This is a genomic window from Rhodococcus spelaei (assembly GCF_006704125.1).
Lineage (GTDB): Bacteria > Actinomycetota > Actinomycetes > Mycobacteriales > Mycobacteriaceae > Rhodococcus_G > Rhodococcus_G spelaei.
In genome coordinates this window covers 165,801-189,841 of record NZ_VIGH01000009.1, presented here as the reverse complement: position 1 = coordinate 189,841, position 24,041 = coordinate 165,801, and the positions used below count along the sequence as shown (strand labels likewise).

General features: G+C 70.3%; 1 protein-coding gene (only partly in view). It reads right to left on the bottom strand.

Going from position 1 to position 24,041, the window contains the following annotated elements; all coding sequences use genetic code 11:
* Nucleotides 1-24,041 carry the 5' portion of a non-ribosomal peptide synthase/polyketide synthase gene (locus FK531_RS19340; RefSeq protein WP_142102266.1) on the bottom strand. Its footprint begins 3,508 nt before the window's first position, so the window shows 24,041 of its 27,549 coding nt (coding positions 1-24,041); it begins with the start codon at nucleotides 24,039-24,041; its stop codon lies beyond the left edge, outside the window.

Sequence of the window (24,041 nt, the reverse complement as noted above, 5' to 3'; positions counted from 1 at the left end):
ATGTCTCGGGACATCGGGGCCATCGAGCCACCGTCCGCGGAGATGTGGTGCAGGACGAGCGCGAGCACGTACTCGTCGTCGCCGAGCTGGAACAGGCCCGCCCGCAACGGGACCGCCTCGGCGACGTCGAATCCGCCGCCCACGATCCCGAGCACCCGCGCCCACATCGTGTCCTCGTCGACCCGTTCCGGCTCGAGCGCCGGCACGACATCCGCTGCGGGCAGGATCACCTGCTGCGGTCCGTCCACCGAGTCCGGGAACACCGTGCGCAGAGCCTCGTGACGCTGCACCACGTCGGCCACCGCCGCGCGCAGCGCATCGGTGTCCAGCGAGCCGGTCAGGCGCACCACGAACGGGATGTTGAATGCGGCGGAACCGGTGTCGAACTGGTTGAAGAACCACATCCGCTGCTGCGCGTGCGAGAGCGGAATCCGCTCCGGCCGCGGACCTGCCACCAGGGCGGGTCGCCCGCCCTCACCCACGTGACGTTCCACGGCGACGGCGAGACCACCGACGGTCGACGCCTCGAACAGCACCCGCACCGGCACCTGCGCGTCCAGCGCCGCGCCGAGGCGGGAGATCACCTGGGTGGCGATCAGCGAGTTGCCGCCGAGCTCGAAGAAGTCGTCGTCGACACCGACCCGTTCGACGCCGAGCACCTCGGCGAACACCCCGGCCACGATCTCCTCGATCGGCGTCGACGGTGCCCGGTAGGCCCGTGCCTCGAATGCGGGCACGGGCAGTGCCTTCACGTCCAGCTTCCCGTTCACGGTCAACGGCAGTGCGTCGAGCACGACGATCTGCGCGGGCACCATGTACGCCGGCAACCCGCCGGTCAGCTCGCTGCGCAGCTCCTGCGGGTCGGGTGCGGACTGCGGGTCACCGACCACGTAGCCCAGCAGCCGTTCCCCGGTGTGCGGGTCCCGGTGCACCGTCACCACGGCCTGCGACACCCCGTTGCAGCCGATCAGCGCAGCCTCGATCTCACCGAGCTCGATCCGCAGACCACGCAGCTTCACCTGCGAGTCGGCGCGTCCGACGAAGTCGAACTCACCCTCGCCCGTCCAGCGCACCAGGTCGCCGGTCGCGTACATCCGGTCGCCCGCCTCACCGAACGGGTTGGCGACGAACTTGCTCGCGGTCAACGCCGCACGGTCGTGGTACCCGCGAGCCAGTCCGGCGCCCGACACGTACAGCTCACCCACGACACCGAGCGGCACCGGCCGCAGCCGCGTATCGAGGACCACCGCGCCCACGCCCGGAAGGGGCGAGCCGATGGTGATCCGGCCACCGGCGGCCAGCGCGCTCGTCAAGGTGACGACGATCGTGGTCTCGGTGGGGCCGTAGCCGTTGAAGAACAGTCGGCCGGGTGCCAGCCGCGCCACCAGTTCCGGCGGGCAGACGTCGCCGCCCACACCGATCATCCGGAGGTCGGGCAGGTCCTCGCCGCGCAGGGCGCCGAGCGCCGCGGGTGCGCTCATCAGATGGCTCACCCGCTCCTCCCGCAGCAGTGCCGCCAACTCGTCGCCGCCGACGACCTCGGGCGGCGCGACCACCATCGTGGCGCCCGCGCTGAAGGAGGTCAGCATCTCGAACAGTGACGCGTCGAAGCTGGCGGAGGACATCCGCAGCACCCGCGCCGAGGCGGTGATGTCCATCTCCTGGTGGGCGTCCGCGCTGAAGGCGACCAGTCCGGTGTGGGTGACCAGCACGCCCTTCGGCATGCCCGTCGAACCAGACGTGTAGATCATGTACGCCGCATTGCCCGGGGACAGCGCCGCGGTCCGGTCCCGGTCGGTGACCGGGGCATCGGAGAGGGCCTCGTCCGTGTCCGACAGTCCCGTGGCGACGGCGCCGTCGAGCTCGATCCACTCACTCGTCCCCGGCAGCAGATCGCGCACCCGCGCCACCGTCAAGCCCAGTGCCGCACCGGAATCGGTGAGGATGTGCTCGATCCGAGCAGCCGGCAACGCCGGGTCCACCGGCACGAACGCCGCACCCGTCTTCGCGACCGCCCACATCGCGACCACCGACTCGACCGACCGCGGGAACGCCAACGCCACGAAGGACTCCGGACCGGCGCCATGCGAGATGAGAAGCCGCGCAAGCCGGTTCGACGCCGCATCGAGCTCGGCGTACGACATCTCGACACCCTGCGCGGTCAACGCGACCGCGTTCGGATTCTTGGCCGCACCGGTGGTCAGCATGTCCGGCAGCAGCCGCACCGGCACTGCCGACACGAGCGCCCTTTCGACGATCGTCGTCCGCTCCGCGCCGTCGAGCAGGTCGAGTTCGCCGACCGGGACGGTCGGGGCGGTCGCGACGGCGTCGAGCAGTCGGACGAGACGTTCGGTGATGCCGTGCGCGCTCGACTCGTCGAACAGGTCCGCCGCGTACGTCAGTGCGCCCATGATCCCGTCGACGGAATCGCGGAAGGTGAACTCGAGATCGAGCTTCGCGACGACGAGGTCCGCGTCGAGAGCCGACACCTCGATGCCCGGCAGCTCGAACGACGCGGTTCCCAGGTTCTGCAGTGACAGGGCCACCTGGAACAGCGGCGAATGCGCCTGCGACCGAGGCGGATTCACCACCTCGACCACCCGCTCGAACGGCACGTCGGCATTGCCGAATGCAGCCAGGTCCACCGCGCGGGCCGACGCGAGCAACTCCACGAAGCCCCGGTCGGGATCCACCTCGGTGCGCAGGGACAGCGTGTTGACGAACATACCGACCAGGTCGTCGAGCTCGGCCTCACCGCGACCGGCGATCGGGCTGCCGACGGTGATGTCCGTGGAGCCGCTCAGGCGCGACAGGGTCGCGGCCAGTGCGGCGTGCAGCACCATGAAGAGGGTGGACTGCGTCGTCAGCGCCAGCTCCCGCAGTCGTCCCGCGAGTTCGGCGTCGACGACGAATTCGGTGCGGGCGCCGCGCATCGACGCCACCGGCGGCCGCGGACGGTCCGTCGGCAACTCCAGCAACGCCGGAGCCCCCGCCAATTGCTCGGCCCAGTACCCGAGCTGCACCGACGCCAACGACTCCGGATCGTCCTCCGACCCGAGCACCTCCCGCTGCCAGAGCGCGAAGTCCGCGTACTGCACCGGCAGCGGCGCCCACGCCGGCGCCTCGCCACCGGTCCGCGCCAGGTACGCCACCATCACATCGCGTGCCAGCGGTCCGACGGAGAAGCCGTCCGCGGAGATGTGGTGCACGACGACGGCGAGGACGTGCTCGCGCGCGCCCGTCCGGAACAGGCTGGCGCGCAGCGGGATCTCGGTGGAGACGTCGAATCCGCGGCCGACGTACTCGACCAGCGCGGCGGCCAGTGCGTCCTCGGCCACCTCGACCTCCTGGAGGTCCGAGTCGATCTCGCCGACACCGACGACCACCTGCGACGGGCCGTCCGCCGAGTTGGGGAACACGGTGCGCAGCGACTCGTGCCGGTCGAGCACGTCGCCGACCGCCGCGCGCAACGCCGCGACGTCGAGGTCTCCGGTCAGTCGGATCGCCAGCGGAATGTTGTATGCCGGTGACGCCGTGTCGAACTGGTTGATGAACCACATGCGGGACTGCGCCAGCGAGAGCGGGATGCGCTCCGGTCGCGGACCGGCGACCAGGGCCACGCGCCCGCCCTCGCCCACGTGACGTTCCACGGCGACGGCGAGACCACTGACGGTCGACGCCTCGAACAGCACCCGCACCGGCACCTGGGAGTCCAGCGCGGCGCCGAGGCGGGAGATCACCTGGGTGGCGATCAGCGAGTTGCCGCCGAGCGCGAAGAAGTCGTCGTCCGCACCGACGCGTTCGACGCCGAGCACGTCGGCGAACACCCCGGCCACGATCTCCTCGATCGGGGTCGAGGGTGCCCGGAACGCGACCGCCTCGAACTCCGGCACCGGCAGTGCCTTGCGGTCGAGCTTGCCGTTGACCATCATCGGCAGCGCGTCGAGCACGACGATCTGCGCGGGCACCATGTACACCGGCAGCGACGCCGACAGCTCACTGCGCAGTTCCTGCGGGTCGAGCGCGACATCCAGGTCACCGACGACGTACCCGAGCAGGCGCTGTCCGGTGTGCGCGCTCTCGTGCACCGTCACCACGGACTGCGACACTCCGGCGCAGGCGAGGAGTGCGGACTCGATCTCGCCGAGCTCGATCCGCAGACCACGCAGCTTCACCTGCGAGTCGGCGCGTCCGACGAAGTCGAACTCACCCTCGCCGGTCCAGCGCACCAGGTCGCCGGTGGCGTACATCCGCTCCCCCGCCTCACCGAACGGGTTGGCGACGAACTTGCTCGCGGTCAACGCCGCACGGTCGTGGTACCCGCGGGCCAGTCCGGCGCCCGACAGGTACAGCTCACCCACGACACCGAGCGGCACCGGCCGCAGGCGCGTGTCGAGGACCACCGCGCCGACACCGGCGATCGGTGCGCCGATGGTGATCGGGTCACCGGCGGCCAGCGATCCGGTCCGGGTGACGACGATGGTGGTCTCGGTGGGGCCGTAACCGTTGAAGAACAGTCGGCCTGGCGCGAGCCTGGCCACCAGTTCCGGCGGGCAGACGTCGCCGCCCACACCGATCATCCGGAGGTCGGGCAGGTTCTCGCCGCGCATGGTCCCCATCGCTGCGGGTGCGCTCATCAGGTGGCTCACCCGCTCGTCGCGGACCAGGCCGGCGAGCTCGTCGCCGCCGACGACCTCGGGCGGCGCGACCACCATCGTGGCGCCGGCGCTGAAGGAGGTCAGCATCTCGAACATCGACGCGTCGAAGCTCGCCGACGCCAGTCGCAGCACCCGTGACTGCGCGGTGACGCCGAGTTCCCGGTGCGAGTCCACGGTGAACGCGGCCAGCCCGGTGTGGGTGACCACCACGCCCTTCGGCATGCCCGTGGAACCCGACGTGTAGATCATGTAGGCGACGTTGGTCGCGGACAGTGCCGCGGTCCGGTCCCGGTCGGTGACCGGCGCATCCGACAGGCCCGGCGCCAGTTCGCCGTCGAGCTCGATCCACTCACTCGTACCCGGCAGCAGATCCCGCACCCGCGCCACCGTCAAGCCCAGTGCCGCACCGGAATCGGTGAGGATGTGCTCGATCCGAGCAGCCGGCAACGCCGGGTCCACCGGCACGAACGCCGCACCCGCCTTCGCGACCGCCCACATCGCGACCACCGACTCGACCGACCGCGGGAACGCCAACGCCACGAAGGACTCCGGACCCGCACCCCGCGAGATGAGAAGCCGCGCAAGCCGGTTCGACGCCGCATCGAGCTCGGCGTACGACATCTCGACACCCTCCGCGGTCAATGCCACCGCGTTCGGGTCCAGCGCGGCGCCCGCGCCGAGAATCTCGGGCAGCAGCAGCGCAGGCAACGGCGTCGCGCTCGCGCGGGCACCGATCGTGGCCCGCTCCGCGTCGTCGAGGAGGTCGAGCTCGCCGACCACCACCGCGGGGTTGTCCACCAGGGCTTCCAACAGGCGGACGAGCCGCTCGGTGAACTCGTGGGCGGTGAACTCGTCGAACAGGTCCGCCGCGTACACGAGCGAACCGGCGAGACCGTCCTCGCTGTCCCGGAACGTCAGCTCGAGGTCCATCTTCGCGACGGCGGCGTCCGCTTCCAGTACGGAGACCTCGATGCCGGGCAGCTCGAAGGTCGCCAACCCCTGATTCTGCAGTGAGAGGGCCACCTGCGCCAGCGGTGAATGTGCCTGCGACCGAGGCGGATTCACCACCTCGACCACCCGCTCGAACGGCACGTCGGCGTTGCCGAACGCTGCCAGGTCCACCGCGCGGGTCTGCGCCAAGAACTCGGCGAAGGTCTGCGTCGGGTCCACCTCGGTGCGCAGCACCAGGGTGTTGACGAACATGCCGACGATGTCGTCGAGTGCTGCCTCGCCGCGACCGGCGATCGGGCTGCCGACGGTGATGTCGGTGGACCCGCTCAGCCGGGCCAGCTGCACCGCGAGCGCAGCGTGCAGAACCATGAACAACGTGGCCTGACGCTCCCGCGCCAGACCGGTCAGCTTCTCCACCAGGTCCGCGTCGAGGGTGAAGTCGGTTCGCGCACCACGCACCGACGCGACTTGCGGGCGCGGCCGGTCCGTGGGCAGTTCCAGCAGCGCCGGCGCACCGGACAGCTGCTCGACCCAGTAGCCGAGCTGCACCGAGGCCAGCGAGTCCGGGTCGTCCTCCGACCCGAGGACCTCCCGTTGCCACAGCGCGTAGTCCGCGTACTGCACCGGCAGCGGAGCCCACGCGGGCGCATGGCCCTCGGTCCGGGCCAAGTACGCCACCATCAGGTCCCGTGCCAGCGGCCCCGCCGAGAATCCGTCCGACGAGATGTGGTGGACGACGAACGCGAAGACATGATCGTGCTCGGAAGCGCGGAACAGGCTTGCCCGCAACGGGATCTGCGTCGACACGTCGAAACCCCGCAGCGCGAAGGCGGTGAACGCCGCCATCAGTCCGTCCGACGCCACCTCCACCTCGTCAAGGTCCACCCGGGCGTCGTCGATGCCGACGACCACCTGCGACGGGCCGTCCGCAGAGTTGGGGAACACCGTTCGCAGCGACTCGTGCCGTCCGAGGACGTCACCGACAGCCGCCCGCAGGGCCACGGCGTCGAGTTCGCCCGACAACCGGACCGCAACCGGAATGTTGTAGGCCGGTGAGGCGGTGTCGAATTGGTTGATGAACCACATCCGGGACTGCGCCGGGGAGAGTGGAATTCGCTCGGGTCGCGGACCCGCAACCAACGCCACACGTCGCTCCGCGGAACCGGCGGAGTCGAGCCTGGCCGCCAACGCCGCAACGGTCGGCGCCTCGAACAGGTCCCGCACGCTGGCCCGCATCCCAACCTGTGATTCCACCCGCGCAAGCAATCGCGTGGCCAGCAGGGAATTGCCGCCGAGGTCGAAGAAGCTGTCGGCCCGTCCCACCTGCGGCGCATCCAACAGCTCCGCGAAGACCGCTGCCACCACGACTTCGGTTGCCGTTGCCGGCGCTTCGTACTCGGCGGCCTCGAACTCCGGGTCCGGCAGCGCCTTTCGGTCCAGCTTGCCGTTCGCACTCAGCGGCATCGCATCGACCACGACGAGCGCAGCAGGAACCATGTACTGCGGTACCGCACGCCCCACGGACTCCAGCAGTGCCGATCGATCGATCGCGGTGCCCGGCGACGGAACTACGTAGCCGGCGAGGTACTCACCACCACCGGTGCCTCGCAACAGAACAACTGCCTGGCTCACGGAGTCGTCCCGCATCAGTGCGGCCTCGATCTCGCCGAGCTCGATCCGCAGTCCTCGCAGCTTCACCTGGAAGTCGGTGCGGCCGAGGTACTCCAGCTCGCCGTCCGCGTTCCACTTCGCCAGGTCACCGGTTCGGTACATCCGCGAGCCCGCGCTGCCATAGGGGTCCGCCACGAAGCGATCCGCCGTCAGGTCGGGGCGCCCCACGTATCCACGTGCCAATTGGACACCCGCGAGATAGAGCTCTCCCGCGACACCGACCGGTAGCGGACGCAGCCGCGCATCGAGCACGTAGGTCTGGGTGTTCCACACCGGTGCACCGATCGGAACCACCGTTTCGCCACGCCGCGTCTCGTGGAACGTGACATCGACGGATGCTTCGGTCGGGCCGTACAGGTTGTGCAGGCGGGCCCGGCTGCCGCGGTGGAAATCGGACACCGCACTCGGCGACAGCGCCTCCCCGCTCGCGAACACGTGCCGGAGGGACTCGCACGCAGAGATGTCTGCATCACCGAGGAACAACTCGAGCATCGACGGCACGAAGTGCAGCGCTGTGATCCGCTCGTCCCGGATGATCCGCTCGAGGTACGCCGGGTCACGATGCCCGTCCGGCTCGGCAATCACCAAGCGCGCACCGGTCTGCAACGGCCAGAACAGTTCCCACACCGACACGTCGAACGTCACCGGGGTCTTCTGCAGCACCGAATCCTCGGCACCGAGTCGGTACGTGTCCTGCATCCACAGCAGTCGGTTCACGATGCCCCGGTGCGGGACACCGACGCCCTTCGGCCGGCCCGTCGAGCCCGACGTGTAGATCACGTATGCCAGATCGTCGTCGTGCAGGGGGCGCGCGCGTTCGGCCACGGTGATCGGCGCGCCCGACAACGCGGACAACTCGAGAGTGTCGATGTCGACCCGAGCGGTTCCGGCCTCCAGCGCCAGCTGCTCGCCGGACGTACTGAGCACGCACACCGGCGCGGCGGCGGCCAGCACGTAGGCCGTCCGGTCGGCCGGGTGGTCCGGGTCCAGCGGCACGTACGCGCCACCGGCCTTGACGATCGCGTAGACGGCCACCATCAGCTCGAACGAACGCCGGATGCCGACGCCGACCAACGCGGCGGGACCCACGCCGAGGGAGATCAGGTGCCGGGCCAGGCGATTCGCTTCGGCGTCGAATTCGGCGTACGAGAGCGTGCGATCGCCGAACACCAGCGCACTCGCGTCGGGGGTCGTCGCCACCTGCCGGTCGAACAGGTCGACCAGGGTCGCCGACTCGATCGGACTGTCCGTCGAGTTCCATTGCGTCAGAACCCGCTCCAGCTCCTCCCGGGCGAGGATCTGCACGTCCCCGACCGGCCGGGTCGGGTGCGTGGTGATCTCGTCGAGGATCCGCGTGAACCGATCCACCATGCCGCGGACCGACTGCTCGTCGAACAGGCTGTCCGCATAGGTGAAGACCGCGGACATCGGCGCGTCGCCGGAACCCGATTCCGCGGTGGGATAGACGACCAGGTGCAGGTCGAACTGCGTGACCTGGAGGTCCCAGTCCACCGGCGCAACCTGCAGGCCCGCCAGCTCGAACTCGCCGTGCTGCAGGTTCTGGAACGAGAATCCCACCTGGAAGATCGGGTGGTGCGCGGTCGTCCGGGTCGGGTTGACTGCCTCGACAACCCGTTCGAACGGCACGTCCGCGTGACCGAACGCCGCAACGTCGCGGGTCCGGGCCTGCTCGACGAGATCGCCGAATCCGGCAGCGCCGTCGACCTGCAGCCGGAGGGCGAGGGTGTTGACGAACATGCCGACCACGTCGTCCACCGCAGCCTCGCCACGACCGGCGATCGGCGTACCGACCGCGATGTCCTCGCGGCCGCTCAGTCGCGCCAGCAACACGGAGAAGGCCGCGTGCATCGCCATGAACAGGGTCGCACCCTGCTCCTGGGCGATGGCCGCCAGACGAGCGACGACAGTGCTCTCGATCTCGAACTTGACCTCGCCGCCCACCTGGGAGGCCACGGCAGGGCGCGGCCGGTCCGTCGGCAGTTCCAGCAGATCCGGCAGTCCGGCCAACGCGTCCGTCCAGTAGGCCAGCTGACGGGAGAGCACCGACGTCGGGTCGGCGTCAGCGCCCAACACCTCGCGCTGCCACAGCGCGAAGTCCGCGTACTGCACCGCCAGCGGCTCCCAGTCCGGCGCTCGGCCCTCGGCCCGCGCCGCGTAGGCCACCATCACGTCACGCCCCAACGGACCCATGGAGAATCCGTCTGCCGCGATGTGGTGCACGACCACGACGAAGACATGCTCGACGTCCGAGAGTTCGAACAGCCTCGCCCTCAAGGGAACACCGGTGGAGACGTCGAATCCGCGTGACACGAAGTCGGCGATTGCGGGCATCAGAGCGTCCGGCGACATCCGCTGGTGATCGAGCTCGAGTCCGGTCTCGTCCACGTCCAGGATCTCCTGGTACGGGCCGTCGTCGGAGTTGGGGAAGACGGTCCGCAGCGACTCGTGCCGCGCGAGCACGTCCAGGACCGCTGCCTGCAGCGCCGAGCCGTCCAACTGCCCCGACAGTCGCAAGGCGATCGGGACGTTGTACGCCGCCGAGCCCGGATCGAACTGGTTGAGGAACCACATCCGCTGCTGCGCCAGCGACAACGGAATCCGTTCGGGGCGAGGACCGGCCACCAACGCGCGGCGCCCACCCGAACCCGCGTGCCGTTCCACCGCGACCGCGAGGGCACCCACGGTCGGCGCCTCGAACAGCACTCGCACCGACAGCTGCGCGTCGAGCGCAACCCCCAGACGCGAGACCACCTGCGTCGCGATCAGCGAGTTGCCCCCGAGCGCGAAGAAGTCGTCGTCGACACCGACGCGCGGGGCACCGAGCACTTCGGCAAAGACACCGGCGACGATCTCCTCGATCGGCGTCGACGGCGCCCGGAACTCTCGCACCTCGAACACCGGGGTCGGCAACGCCTTCCGGTCCACCTTGCCGTTGGCGCTGAGCGGCATCCGCTCGAGGACCGTCACCGACGACGGCACCATGTACGCGGGCAACCGCTGCGCCAGCGCCGACCTCAGCTCGTCCACCGAGACGGTCGTCCCCGGCACCGCCACCACGTAGCCGACCAGCCGGTCACCGGTGTGCGGGTCACTGTGGAGGACGACGACGGACTGCCCAACCGAACCCTGCTCGAGCAGCGCAGCCTCGATCTCACCGAGCTCGATCCGCTGCCCGCGCAGCTTGACCTGGAAGTCGGACCGCCCGATGTACTCCAGATTCCCGTCGCCGTTCCACCGAACCAGGTCGCCGGTGCGGTACATGCGCTCGCCGGGGCCACCGAGCGGGTTCGCCACGAAGCGGTCCGCGGTCAGGTCGAACCGTCCCCCGTAGCCCCTGCCGACGCCGACACCGCCGACGTAGAGCTCACCCTCCACGCCGGGCGGAACCAGCCGCATCCGACGATCGAGCACGTACAGGTCGATGTTGGTGATCGGACGGCCGATCGGAACTCCCGTCACGTCCGCGACCTTCGCGTCCAGGAAGGAGACCACGTCCGACGCCTCCGTCGGCCCGTAGCTGTTCACCACGCGCAGACCGGCTTTCATCAACGCAGTCAGCTTGCCCACCTTGATCGGCTCACCGCCGAGGAACACCACCTCGAGCCCGGAGAGCGCACCGTCGGTATCACCGTCGACGACCGCCTCGAACGCGCTCGGCGACATGTTCGCCACAGTCACGCCGCCGCACCCGACGACCCGCAGGATGTCCCGCGGATCGAACCCCTCGGGCGCCAGGTGAATCGCGCGACCCTCGCTCAGCGCCGCCCAGGCGTTCTTCTGGGTCAGGTCGAAACTCGGCGACGACGCGATCAGCACTCCCCCGTCCGCAGGCAGTTCGCGGCGGTACCAGGCGAGGGTGTTCTCGATGCCCGCCATCGGCACCAGAGTCGGCTTCGGCTTGCCCGTCGACCCCGACGTCGAAATCACGTAGCCGACACGCTGACCCGCACCCGGCTCCCGCCAACGATCGACGGGGCGCGCGACATCGCCTTCCGGTGCTGCGAACTCATCCAACGCGACGACCGGGACCGCCAGCGGCCTCGCCGACCCGCTCACCGCGCACCGCGCACCGGTGTTCTCGAGAATCGACTCGATCCGCTCGTCCGGGTAGGTCGGATCGATCGGTGCGTAGGCCGCGCCGGCCTTCCAGGCCGCCAACATCGCGACAACCCACTCCACCGACCTCGGCAGCAGGAGCGCCACCACGTCGTCCGCCCGGACACCGACGCGCATCAATTCGAGCGACAGAGCCGTCGACCGCTCGTCGAGCTCGGCGTAGGTCATCGCCGCGTCGCCAGCCACCACGGCGGGCGCATGGGGATGTCGGTCCGCGTGGGCCCCGAACAGCGACACCGGCGACGAGTCGTCGGCGGACACCCGCCGGCCCCGGGACCACTCGAGCACCCGGACACGCTCGGCCTCGTCGACGACATCGACATCGCCCACCGCCACCGACTGATCCGTGACCATCGCGCACAGCAACCGCCGCAACCGCCCAGTGAACGAGACAACCGTCGCCTCGTCGAACAGATCCGTCGCGTAGATCAGTGAGGCGGACATGCCCTCGTCGCTCTCGCGGAAGGTCAGTTCCAGATCGAACTTCGCGACGTCGATGCCCGGATCGAGCATCGACACCTGCACGTCGGGCAGTTCGAGAGTTCCGACGCCCTGGCTCTGCAGCGAGAGCGACACCTGGAACAGCGGCGAGTATGCCTGTGACCGAGGCGGATTCGCGACCTCGACGACGCGCTCGAACGGCACATCGGAGTGCGAGTACGCGGCGAGGTCGGTCGCGCGGGTGCGGGCCAGCAGTTCACCGAAGGTGACAGCCGGGTCCACTTCGGTGCGCAGCACCAGGGTGTTGACGAACATACCGACCACGTCGTCCAACGCGGCCTCGCCGCGGCCGGCGATCGGGCTGCCGACCGAGATGTCCGTGGACCCGGACAGTCGGGACAGCGTCGCCGCCAATGCCGCGTGCAGCACCATGAACAGGGTTGCGCCCTGGTCGAGGGCGACCGCGCGCAGGCCGGCGGTCAGGTCCGCGTCGAGCGAGAAGTCCACGCGGGCGCCCCGGTACGAGGCCACCGCCGGACGGGGACGGTCCGCAGGCAGGTCGAGCACTCCCGGCGCACCGGCCAGCCGGTCGGCCCAGTACGCGAGCTGGACCGATGCCTGTGAGGCGGAGTCGTCTTCCGACCCGAGCACCTCGCGCTGCCAGAGCGCGTAGTCCGCGTACTGCACGGCCAACGGCGCCCAGTCCGGGCTCGCCCCGCCCGTCCGGGCGGTGTAGGCGGTCAGCAGGTCCCGGGCCAGCGGCAGCGTCGAGAACCCGTCGGCACTGATGTGATGGACCACCAGCACCAGGACGTGGTCGTCGGTATCGAGCCGGAAGATGCCGCCGCGCAGCGGAACCGCGGTGGTGACGTCGAACCCGACAGACACCAGTTCGCCGATCGCGACCTGCAGGGCATCCTCACCCTCGACGTCCACCGGGACCAGGGGGATCGTCACCTCGGCTGCGGACAGGATCTCCTGCCGCGGACCGTGCTCCGAGTCCGGGAACAGCGTGCGCAGGGACTCGTGCCGGGCGATCACGTCGTGCACCGCGGCCGCGAGGGCCGCCGTGTCGAGCGCGCCGGTCAGTCGCACCGCGAGCGGGATGTTGTACACCGCGGCGGCGGGGTCGTAGCGGTTGAGGAACCACATCCGCTGCTGCGCCAGGGACAGCGGAATCGCCTCGGGCCGCGGCCGCGCCGACAGCGCGATCCGGTCCGATCCCTCGTGCGCGTCGACCAGCACCGCGAGATCCGCCACGGTCGAGCTGCCGAAGATCTCCCGGACGCGAAGACCCGTGCCCGCGGTCGCGTTGAGCCGGGCAACTACCTGGGTGGCGCTGAGCGAGTTGCCGCCCAGCGCGAAGAAGTCGTCGTCCGCGCCGACCCGGTCGGTCCCGAGCACCTCGGCGTAGACGTCCGCGACCAGCTGCTCGGACGCCGTGCGCGGCGGCTGGTACTCCCGGACCGCGAACACGGGCGCCGGGAGGGCACGGCGGTCCACCTTGCCGCCGGGCGTCAACGGCACCTCGGCGAGCACCGTCACCGACGCCGGCACCATGTACTCCGGCAGTCGCTCGCGCACGGACGCCACCAGCGCGGCGACATCGAAGTCGGCCACGTCGAGGTCGATTCCCGTGCGCGGCAACACGTACGAGACCAGTGACCGCACCCCACCGGGACCGTCGAATCCGACCGTCACGGCGAAGTCGACGTCCGGGTGTGCCGACAGCACTGCGTCGATCTCGCCCAGTTCGATCCGGTGACCCCGAATCTTCACCTGCGCGTCCGTCCGGCCGAGGTACTCGAGAGTCCGCTGCTTCGTCCACCGCACCAGGTCACCGGTCCGGTACAGGCGTGACCCCACGCCACCGAACGGGTTCGCCACGAAACGCTCCGCGGTCAGCGGCAGCCGGGCGTGGTAGCCGCGCGCCAGGCCGACGCCCGACAGGTACAGCTCACCCGCGACACCGACCGGAACCGGATGCAGGCGGGCGTCGAGGACCACGACCTCGGTACCGACAACCGGGCCGCCGAGTGCGACCGGGCGACCGGCGACCATCGCATCCGAGTGCACCGCGACAACGGTCGACTCGGTCGGTCCGTACGCGTTGAACATCCGGCGGCCCGGCGCCCAGCGCTCGACCAGCGAGGCCTCGCAGGCGTCACCACCGACGACGACCACCTCGAGGTGCTCCAGACCGGACGGATCGACCGTCGCGAGGGCCGCGGGGGTCACGAACGCGTGCGTCACCCGCTGCTCGCGCAGCAGGTCGGCCAGGGCTTCGCCGCCGTACACGTGCGTCGGCGCCACCACCATCGTGGCCGCGCCGCCCACAGCGAGCATCAGCTCCAGAACGGATGCGTCGAAGCTCGGCGACGCGAAATGCAGTGTGCGGGAATCGGTCCGGACACCGTACCGGGCGCGCTGATCGTCCGCGAAGGCACGCAGTCCGCCGTGGCTGACCACGACGCCCTTCGGCACGCCGGTGGACCCCGACGTGTAGATCATGTATGCCGGGTTCTCCGGCCGCAGCACACCGAGTCGCTCACCGGCCTCGATCGGCGACGCCGTCCTGGCCGCCACGCGCGAGGCCGCGGCGTCGTCGTCGAGCACCAACCAGGCCGCGGAGCCGCCTAACGCGGGCAGATTCCGCGCGACGGTGACGCCGGCCGCCGCACCCGAATCGGAGAGCATGTGCTCGATCCGCTCCGCCGGATAGGTCGGATCCACCGGCAGGAACGCGGCGCCGGTCTTGGCCACCGCCCACACCGCGGTGACGGACTCGATCGACCGCTCGAGGGCCACCGCCACGCACGACTCGGGACCGACACCCATGTCGATCAGCTCGCGCGCAACACGATTCGAGTGTGCATCCAGCTCGGCGTAGGACAGAGCTGTCCCCTCGAACACCAGCGCGTGCCCGTCCGGGTTGGCCGCGACCGCGTCGGCCAGCAGCGACTCCAGGGTCGACGCGACCGCCTCGGGCCCCGACAGCGCGGTGCCCAGCGCCCGCAACGACGACCGCTCGGCCGCGTCGAGGATCTCGATGTCGCCCACCGGAGCCGCGGACGCGCCCACCGCGGCGGTGAGGATCCGCAGGAACCGGGTGGCGAACGCCACCACGGTGTCCTCTTCGAACAGATCTGCGGCATAGACGAACTCGGCTGCGGCACCCTCGGCGTCCAGCAACTCACTGACCGTCAGCTGCAGGTCGAACTTGGCGACCTCGACGTCGATCGGCTCGCGCCCGATCTGCAGTCCGGGCAGGGCGAACCCGTCGACCGGCAGGTCCTCGAAGGCCAGCACCACCTGGAACAGCGGGTGATGCGCGGTGGAGCGCGCCGGCGCGACGACGTCGACCAGACGCTCGAATGCCACGTCCGCGTGGCCGAACGCCGCGAGGTCCACCGCACGGACGTCGCGGACCAACTCGTCGAACGAGCGCGCACCGTCGATCTCGGTGCGCAGCACCAACGTGTTGACGAACATGCCCACCACATCGTCGAGCGCGGACTCGCCGCGGCCGGCGACCGGGGTGCCGATCGCGATGTCGGCCGACTCGCTCAACCGGGCGAGCAGCACCGCCAGCGCCGCGTGCAACACCATGAACGGGGTGGCGCCGGCGCGCCGCGCGATCTCACGGACCCCGCGGTAGACGTCCGCGTCGATCGTGAAGGGCACCGCGGCGCCGCGATAGCTCGGTGTGGGCGGGCGACGGTGGTCGTGCGGCAGCGCGAGCAGGTCCGGCAGACCCGCCAGTCGCTGAGACCAGTACCCGAGCTGTCGGGCCAGGAGCGACTGCGGGTCCGATTCCGATCCGAGGACCTCCTGGCTCCACAGCGCGTAGTCGGCGTACTGGACTTCCAGCGGCTCCCAGCTCGGCTCCACCCCGTGCGCACGCGCCCCGAAGGCGACCATCACGTCGCGGGCCAGCGCCTGCATCGACCACGCGTCGATGCTGATGTGGTGCACGACCATCGACAGCACGTGCTCGTCGGGGGAAACCCTGAACAGGCGCAGCCGAACCGGCGGCGCGGTCGTGACGTCGAACCCGCCGGCCATCTCCCCGCGGAGCACCTCCGTCAGGCGATCCGCCTCCACCGCCTCGATCGGAAGACCGACGACGGCGTCGCGCGCGGTGAGAATCACCTGGCTGGGGCCGTCCACCGAATCCGGGTAGCGGGTGCGCAGCGACTCGTGCCGGACCACCACGTCCGCGACCGCGTCCCGCAATGCGTCGACGTCGAGGGTGCCGCTCAGTCGCAGCGCGACCGCCACGTTGTAGGCGCCCGAGCCGGTGTCGAACTGGTTGAGGAACCACATCCGGGACTGCGCCGGCGACAACGGGATTCGCGCGGGACGGTCGGCGCGGACCAGTGGTCGCCGGGTGCCCGTTCCGGCGGCGGCGTCGAGCGTCGCGGCCAGTGCCCCCACCGTCGGCGACTCGAACAGTTCCCGTACGCCGATCCGGACGCCGAGTTCCGCGTCGAGGCGTGCGAGCAGCCGAGTCGCGAGCAGCGAGTTGCCGCCGAGGTCGAAGAAGTTGTCGGACAGCCCGATCCGCGGCTTCCCGAGCAGCTCCGCACCGATCCGTGCGACCACGACTTCGGTCGCCGTGACGGGTGGGGCGAACTCGGCACCCACGAACTCCGGTTCCGGCAGTGCCTTCCGGTCCAGCTTGCCGTTCGCGTTCAACGGGATCTCGTCGAGCACAACGAGAACCGACGGCACCATATAGGCCGGCAGTTCACGCCGGACGGCCTCGAGCAGGCCCGCTCGGTCGATCTCCGTCCCCGGCTCGGGCACCACGTATCCGGCGAGGTAGTCCCCGCCCACGCCGCCGCGCAAGAGCACTGCGGCCTGCCCGACCGCGTCGGCACGGGTGAGCGCCGACTCGATCTCACCGAGTTCGATGCGCTGACCGCGCAACTTCACCTGGAAGTCCGACCGCCCGATGTACTCGAGATCGCCGTTGCCGTTCCACCACACCAGGTCGCCGGTCCGATACATCCGCGCACCGGACTCCGAGAACGGGTTCGCGACGAAACGGTCCGCCGTCAGTCCGAAGCGTCCCCCATAGCCGCGGCCCACACCGACACCGCCGATGTAGAGCTCGCCGCCCACGCCGGGCGGGACGAGCCGCAGCCGGTCGTCGAGCACGAACAGGTCGACGCCGCCGACGGGAGATCCGATCGGCACACCCGCCACGTCGGAGACAGCCGCCACGTGTGACGACACCACGTCCGACGCCTCCGTCGGCCCGTAGCTGTTGACCACCCGCAGGTCCGAGTTCATCAGCGCCGCGATCTTGCCGATCCGGACCGCCTCGCCGCCGAGGACCACCAGGTCCAGGCCGGCCAGCACACCGTCGGCGTCGGCGTCGACGACCGCGTCGAACGCGCTCGGCGACAGGTTCGCCACCGTCACGTTGCCTGCGCCGACCACCCGCAGGATGTCCCACGGATCGAAGCCGTCCGCCGCCAGGTGAATGGTGCGGCCCTCGGCGAGGGCGGCCCACACGTTCTTCTGGGTCAGGTCGAAACTCGGCGACGACGCCACCAGAAGCCCGCCCTCGGCCGGCAGCAGACGCCGGTACCAGGCGAGGGTGTTCTCGATGCCTGCCATCGGCACCAACGTCGGCTTGGGCGAGCCCGTCGACCCCGAGGTGGAGATCACGTAGCCCAACCGCGCGCCCGCACCCGGCTCCCGCCAACGATCGACCGGTCGCACGAGATCGCTTTCCGGCGCGGCAAACTCGTCGAGCGCCACCACCGCGACGGGGAGCTGCCTCGCCGACTCACTCACCACGCAACGCGCGCCGGTGTTCTCGAGGATCGACTCGATCCGCTCGGCCGGGTACGCCGGGTCGATCGGTGCGTACGCCGCCCCCGACTTCCACACCGCGAGCATCGCGACGACCCACGACACCGACCGCGGGAGCACCAACGCCACCACGTCGTCGGCGCCGACCCCGAGCCGGGACAGTTCGCCGGCCAGCGCCGTCGACTGCTCGTCGAGTTCGGCGTAGGTGAGGGACTGATCGCCCGCCACCACCGCCGCGACGTCGGGGCCACGGTCCACCTGCGACCCGAACAGGGCCACGGGGGAACGGACTTCGGCGGGCAGCCGGTCGCCGCGCGACCACCCGAGCACCCGCGCCTGCTCGCCCGGGGTGAACAGGTCGATCTCGCCGACAGCGAGGTCCGGCTGCGACGCCATCGCGTCGAGGATCCGGATCAGTCGCGCGGTCAGCAGCGTCACGGCGTCCTCGTCGAACGACGCGGGCGCATACCGCAGGCTCAGCCGCAGGGTCGGGTCGAGGATCGAGGTCAACGTCAGCGCGAAGTGGGTCGCGTCCTGCGCATCCAGGTCGAGGACCCGCATGCCGCCGATGTCGGTGTTCTCGCCGAACCCGGACTTGTCCACCGGGTAGGACTCGAACACCGTCAGGGTGTCGAAGAGCTCGCCCACACCGGCCGCGGCCTGGATCTCGCCCAGGCCGATGTGATGGTGGTCGAGCAGGTCCGCCTGGTCGCCCTGCAGTCGCGACAGGAACGCCGCCACCGGCTCGTCGGGGTTCACCCGCACCCGGACGGGAACGGTGTTGATGAACAGTCCCAGCATGGACTCCACGCCGGCCAGCTGGGGCGGGCGCCCGGACACGGTGGCGCCGAAGGTGACGTCGCCGCGCGAGAGCAACCGGGACAGCAGCAGCCCCCACGCGCCCTGGACGACGGTGTTGACGGTGACGCCACAGGCGCGGGCGGTGCGTCCGATCCCCTCCACCAGATCGTCGGGCAGGTCGACCACCAACTCCTCGGGCATACCCTGCTCACCGGGTGCGCGGGTCGGGGCGATCAACGTCGGCTCGGTCACGCCGTCGAGTGCCCGCGCCCAGGCGGCGTGCGCCGCGTCGTCGTCGCATTCGGCCAGCCACGCCAGGTAGTCCCGGTACGAGCGCGGGCGGGCCGACGCGACCGCGTCGACGCCGGCGGTACCGGCTCCCGTGGCGTACGAGACCAGCAGTTCGCGCACCATCAGCGGCATCGACCAGCCGTCGAGGACGATGTGATGGTTGGTGATCGCGAGCAGGTACCGCTCGGGCTCGGTGCGGACGAGCAGGATCCGGAGCAGCGGCGGGCTGTCCATCGGGAACCGGTCGGTCCGCGCGTCTTCGAGCAGCTTCTGCAAGCGCACATCCTGCTCGTGCGGAGGCAGCCCCCGAAGGTCCACCTCCCGCCACGGCAGGTCGACGTCGTCGAGCACGACCTGCACGGCCGCCCCGTCCTCGGTGTAGCCGAACGCGGTCCGCAAGTTCTCGTGACGTCGAACCAGATCCGTTGCGGCGCTGCGCAGTCGGCTCGAATCCACGGCGCCGGCCAATGTCAGTCTCAGCTGCGCGGTGTAGACGTCCACCGTCTGCTCCGCGAGTTCGGCGTGGAAGAGCAGACCGCGCTGCAGCGGCGAGAGCGGCCACACGTCGGACAGCAGCGGGTACCGGCTCTCCCAGCGCTCGATCTCGGTCTGGCCCACCTCGACCAGCGGGAAGTCCGACGGGGTGAACCCGCCGGCCGCGGGCTGCTCGGCGTGCGCCGCGAGGCCCTCGAGGGCACGCTGCCACAGGCCGGCGAGCTCGCCGACCTCGTCAGCGGTCAACAGTCCGGTGGGGAACGCGAACGTGGCCGACAGCCGCGGCCCCTCGACTCCGTCGTCGACCACCGCGTTCACGTCCACCACCGCCCCGACGGTGAGGTCGCGGCCGCTGGCGGCGTTGAGATCCGGCGCATCCGGGTCCGGGATCCAGCCCAGGCCTCGCATCGACTCGGGAACCTGGGCCGCGCCGGTGCGGCCCAGGTAGTTGAAACTGACCTGCGGCGCGGGCAGTGCCGCGAGAACCGGAGCGGTGTCGCCGTCGAGGTACCGGAGCACGCCGAACCCGACACCGCGGTTCGGAACCGCGTGCAGTTGCTCCTTGACGGCCTTCATCACCGCACCCGCCGCGTCGCCACCGACGACGGCGCTGCCGAGATCCACCCCGGTCAGGTCCAGTCGCACCGGGAACAGGCTGGTGAACCAGCCCACCGTCCTCGACAGGTCCGCGCCGGCGACGGCGTCGTCCTCACGGCCGTGGCCCTCGAGGTTCAGCAGGACCGAGGGCGTCTCGTGCCCACGGCCGCTGCGCCACACAGACACCGCCACCGCGAGTGCCGCAACCAGTCCCTCGCTGACCCCGCACCGGAAAGCACCGGGCAGGGTGGTCAACAGGGATTCGGTGACCTCTGTGGTCAATTCCACCCGCACCCGGTCGGCGGTCTTGACCGTGTCGAGAACCGGGTCGATGTCCCGGGTGCCGAGCGACGGGTCCGGCCCCGCGAGAACTCCTGTCCAGTAGTCCATCTCGCCGGCGAACGTCTTCGCGGCGGCCGACTCGGCGACGCCGTGGGCCCACCGCCGCAGCGATGTCCCGACCGGCGCGAGTTCCGGCACCGCGCCCGCGTCCGCCTGCATCCACGCCTGCGCGAGGTCGGGCACGATGGTGCGCCACGACACCCCGTCGACGACCAGATGGTGGGCGACCATCAGGAGCCGGTCTGCGTGCCCTGTCGTCGTATGCCCTGTGCTCGCCGATTCCGTTGCCAGCCACACGAACTGGATCATGATCCCGTCGGCCGGGTCGAGCCGTCCCGCGGCCGCCTCGCACTCGACCCGCAAAGCCTCCGCGACGTCGGCCGGGTCCACGGTCACGCGGCGCAACAGTTGGGCCGGGTCGAGCGAATCGGCCCGGGTCTCGAACACCCAGCCGTCGCCGGCGGGCACGAACCGGGCGCGCAGCGCGTCGTGACGATCGGTCAGCGCGGAGACGGCAGCGGTCAGCGAGTCGTGGGCGACCCCGTCGGGAAGGGTGAGGGCGATCGCCTGGAAGAACGCGTCGGGGCCACCGCGGTCGAGCATCGAGTGCACGATCGGCGTCAACGGCACCGTTCCGATGCCCCCGCCGTCGAGCTCCTCGAGCGCCACGGTGTCCGAATCCTGCACCGGAGCCGCAATCTTCGCGATCTCGGCGACGGTCTTGCGTTCGAAGACGTCACGGGCAGAGAAGCGCAGCCCACGGTCCTTCGCACGCGCGACCAACTGGATGGCGATGATGCTGTCCCCGCCGAGCGCGAAGAAGGAGTCGTCGACACCGACGCGATGGGTACCGAGCAGTTCCGCCACGACCTCCGCGATCAACTTCTCGGCGTCGGTGACCGGTTCGCGGTATTCCTCGGCGGCCGCACCGAACACCGGGATCGGCAGCGCGCGCCGATCCAGCTTGCCCGCGGTGGTCAGCGGGACACTGTCGATCACCATCACCACGGACGGCAGCATGTGACCGGGCAGGAATTCCCCGGCCCGGGCGATGACCGCCGCGGGGTCCACTGCGTGTCCGGTCCGGGGGCGGACGTACGACACGAGCGCGATCGCACCGTTGCTGCGCTCGTGCGCGATCGTGACGGCGAAGTCGATCCCGTCCTGCGACGTCAACGCCGCGTCGATCTCCCCGAGCTCGATTCGGAATCCGCGGATCTTGACCTGGTGGTCGGCCCGACCCACGAACATCAACTCGTGATCGGGTGTCCACCTGACCTCGTCGCCGGTCCGGTACATCCGGGATCCCGGCTCCTCGAAGGGATTCGCGACGAATCGCTCGGAGGTCAGGCCACGCCGGTCGTGGTAGCCGCGAGCGAGCGCGGGCCCGGCGAGGTACAGCTCACCGACTGCCCCCACCGGTACCGGGCGCAGGCGACGGTCGAGCACCAGCGCGCTCGCACCCTGGATCGGCGCCCCGATGGTGATCCGGTCGCCTGACGACAGCGGTCGCCCGGTCGTGATGACGATCGTCGTCTCGGTCGGCCCGTAGCTGTTGGTGAACCGGCAGACGTCGGCGAATTTCCCGACCAGGTCGGGGGTGCAGACATCGCCACCCACGACCACCGCCTGCAGGTCGACGAGCCCCTTCGGATCGACCGACCCGAGCACGGTCGGCGCAGACAGGATGTGCGTGACCCGCTGCGACCGCAGCAGGTCCACGAGTTCGTCGCCGCCGTACACCTCGGGCGGGGCGACCACCATCGCGGCGCCGGCGGTGAAGGCCTGCAGCATCTCGAAGACCGAGGCGTCGAAGCTGGCCGACGAGAAACGCAGCACCCGAGAGGCGGAGGTGATGCCCAGTTCCTGCCGCTCCGCGGCCGCGAAGTTGACCAGACCGGCGTGGGTGACCACCACGCCCTTCGGCAGACCCGTCGATCCCGAGGTGTAGATGACGAACGCCGGGTTGCCGACCGCGATGTCGTGACGCCGGTCCGCATCGGTGACCGGATCCGTTGACAGACTGGAGAACCGGGCGATCGTCGCCGTGTCGTCGGTCACCAGCCAGTCGACCGAGGAGGGCAGCACAGCGCGCTGCGCCGCCGTGGTGAGACCGACCAGCACCCCCGAGTCGGTGACCATGTGCAGCTTGCGGTCGGCCGGCAGTTCGGGGTCGATGGGCAGGAAGGCGGCACCGGACTTCGCCACCGCCCACACCGCGACCAACGCCTCGACCGAACGGGCGAACGAGAGGGCGACGAACGACTCCGGGCCGACGCCGCGGTCGATCAGCAGCCGCGCGAGCTGGTTGGACCGGGCATCGAGCTCCCGGTAGGTGACCCGGTCGTCGCCGGCGATGATCGCGATGCCGTCCGGGTTCGCGATCGCACCGTCCGCGAACAGGTCCGGCAGCAGCCGCGGAACGGCGGCCGCGGGCCCGCGCAGCGGCACCAACTCCGCGCGTTCGTCGTCGTGCAGCACGTCGAGACCGGACGCCACCGCTGCGCTGTCCGCCGCGGCGAACTGCGTGAGGTATTCCAGGAAACGCGCGTGGTAGCCCTGCAGGTCCTCGGCGGTGTAGAGGTTCGGGTTCGCCTCGAAGTCGATGCGAGGCCGGCTCCCGGCGACGCTCGGATAGATGTTGACGGACAGGTCCTCGACGGGGCCGGTCGTCAGGACCCGCATCCGCCCGGTCAGTGCCCCGAGGCGGATCTCGCTGTGGAACATCATGATGTTGATCGCGGGACCGAAGAACCCACGCTGCCCGGCACCGGAGCCGAGTCCGCGCCTGATGTCCTCGTGGCGGTATCGCTGGTGTCGCAGCGCCCCGGTCAGTTCCAACTGCACCTGGGAGACGAGGTCCGAGATCGTCGACTCGTTGCCGACCTGAACCCGCAGTGGGATCACGTTCGAGACCATGCCGCCGGATCGGCGCATCCGGGCCGTCGTCCGGGCCGAGACCGGCAGGCTCAGCGCGACATCACTCTCGCCGGTCAGCCGGGAGAGGAAGCCCGCGAACGCGGCGATGGCCGTCGGTGTGAACTGGGTGTCCTGTCCCGCCATGGCGGCCTCGGTCGCCGCGGCCATCGGCCCGCCCGCCACCAGCGAGAAGCCGCCGACCGCCGCGGTGCTGGCAGCGAGGCTGATCGGCTCGGGAAGGTCGCGGGTCCGCTCCATCCAGTACTCGCGGTCCTTGGCGAACCGGGTGGACTCCCGGTAGCTCGTCTCGTCCTCGCAGATCTCACGGACGTGACTGGCCACATGCTCGGCTGCGGGCCTGCCCTCCGCCGCCGCCGTGTACAGCTCGGCCACGCGGTTCATGTACGTCATCGCGCCGAACCCGTCGAGCGCGATGTGGTGGATGCGGGCGTACCAGTAGTAGTGGTTCTCCCCGATCCGCAGGACCGCGGACTCGATCAACCGGTCCGTCAGCAGGTCGATCGGAGCGCTGTACTCGGCACGCATCCAGTCCTCGGCCGCCCCGGCCGGGTCGACAGCGGACCGCAGGTCGACGAACTTCATCTGGTCGTTGAGCGTCTCGTCGACGACCTGGGCGGGCTCGCCGTCGCGTTCGACGATCCGCAACATCCCGGTGCCCATCTCGCGAGAGCCCAGGGCCCCCGCGGCCTGCAGGGACTCGACATCGAGGTCGCCGACTACCTCGACACACTGCGCGATCGTGATCGGCACATCAGGGAGGAGGTGTTGCGCGAACCAGATTCCACGCTGCGCGGCAGACAGCGGGAACGCCTCGGAACCGCTGTCCACGTTCGCCTGGGAAGTCGCGGAAAGATCGGCGGACTCGCGGACGGAGTCACGTGCAGTAACCAC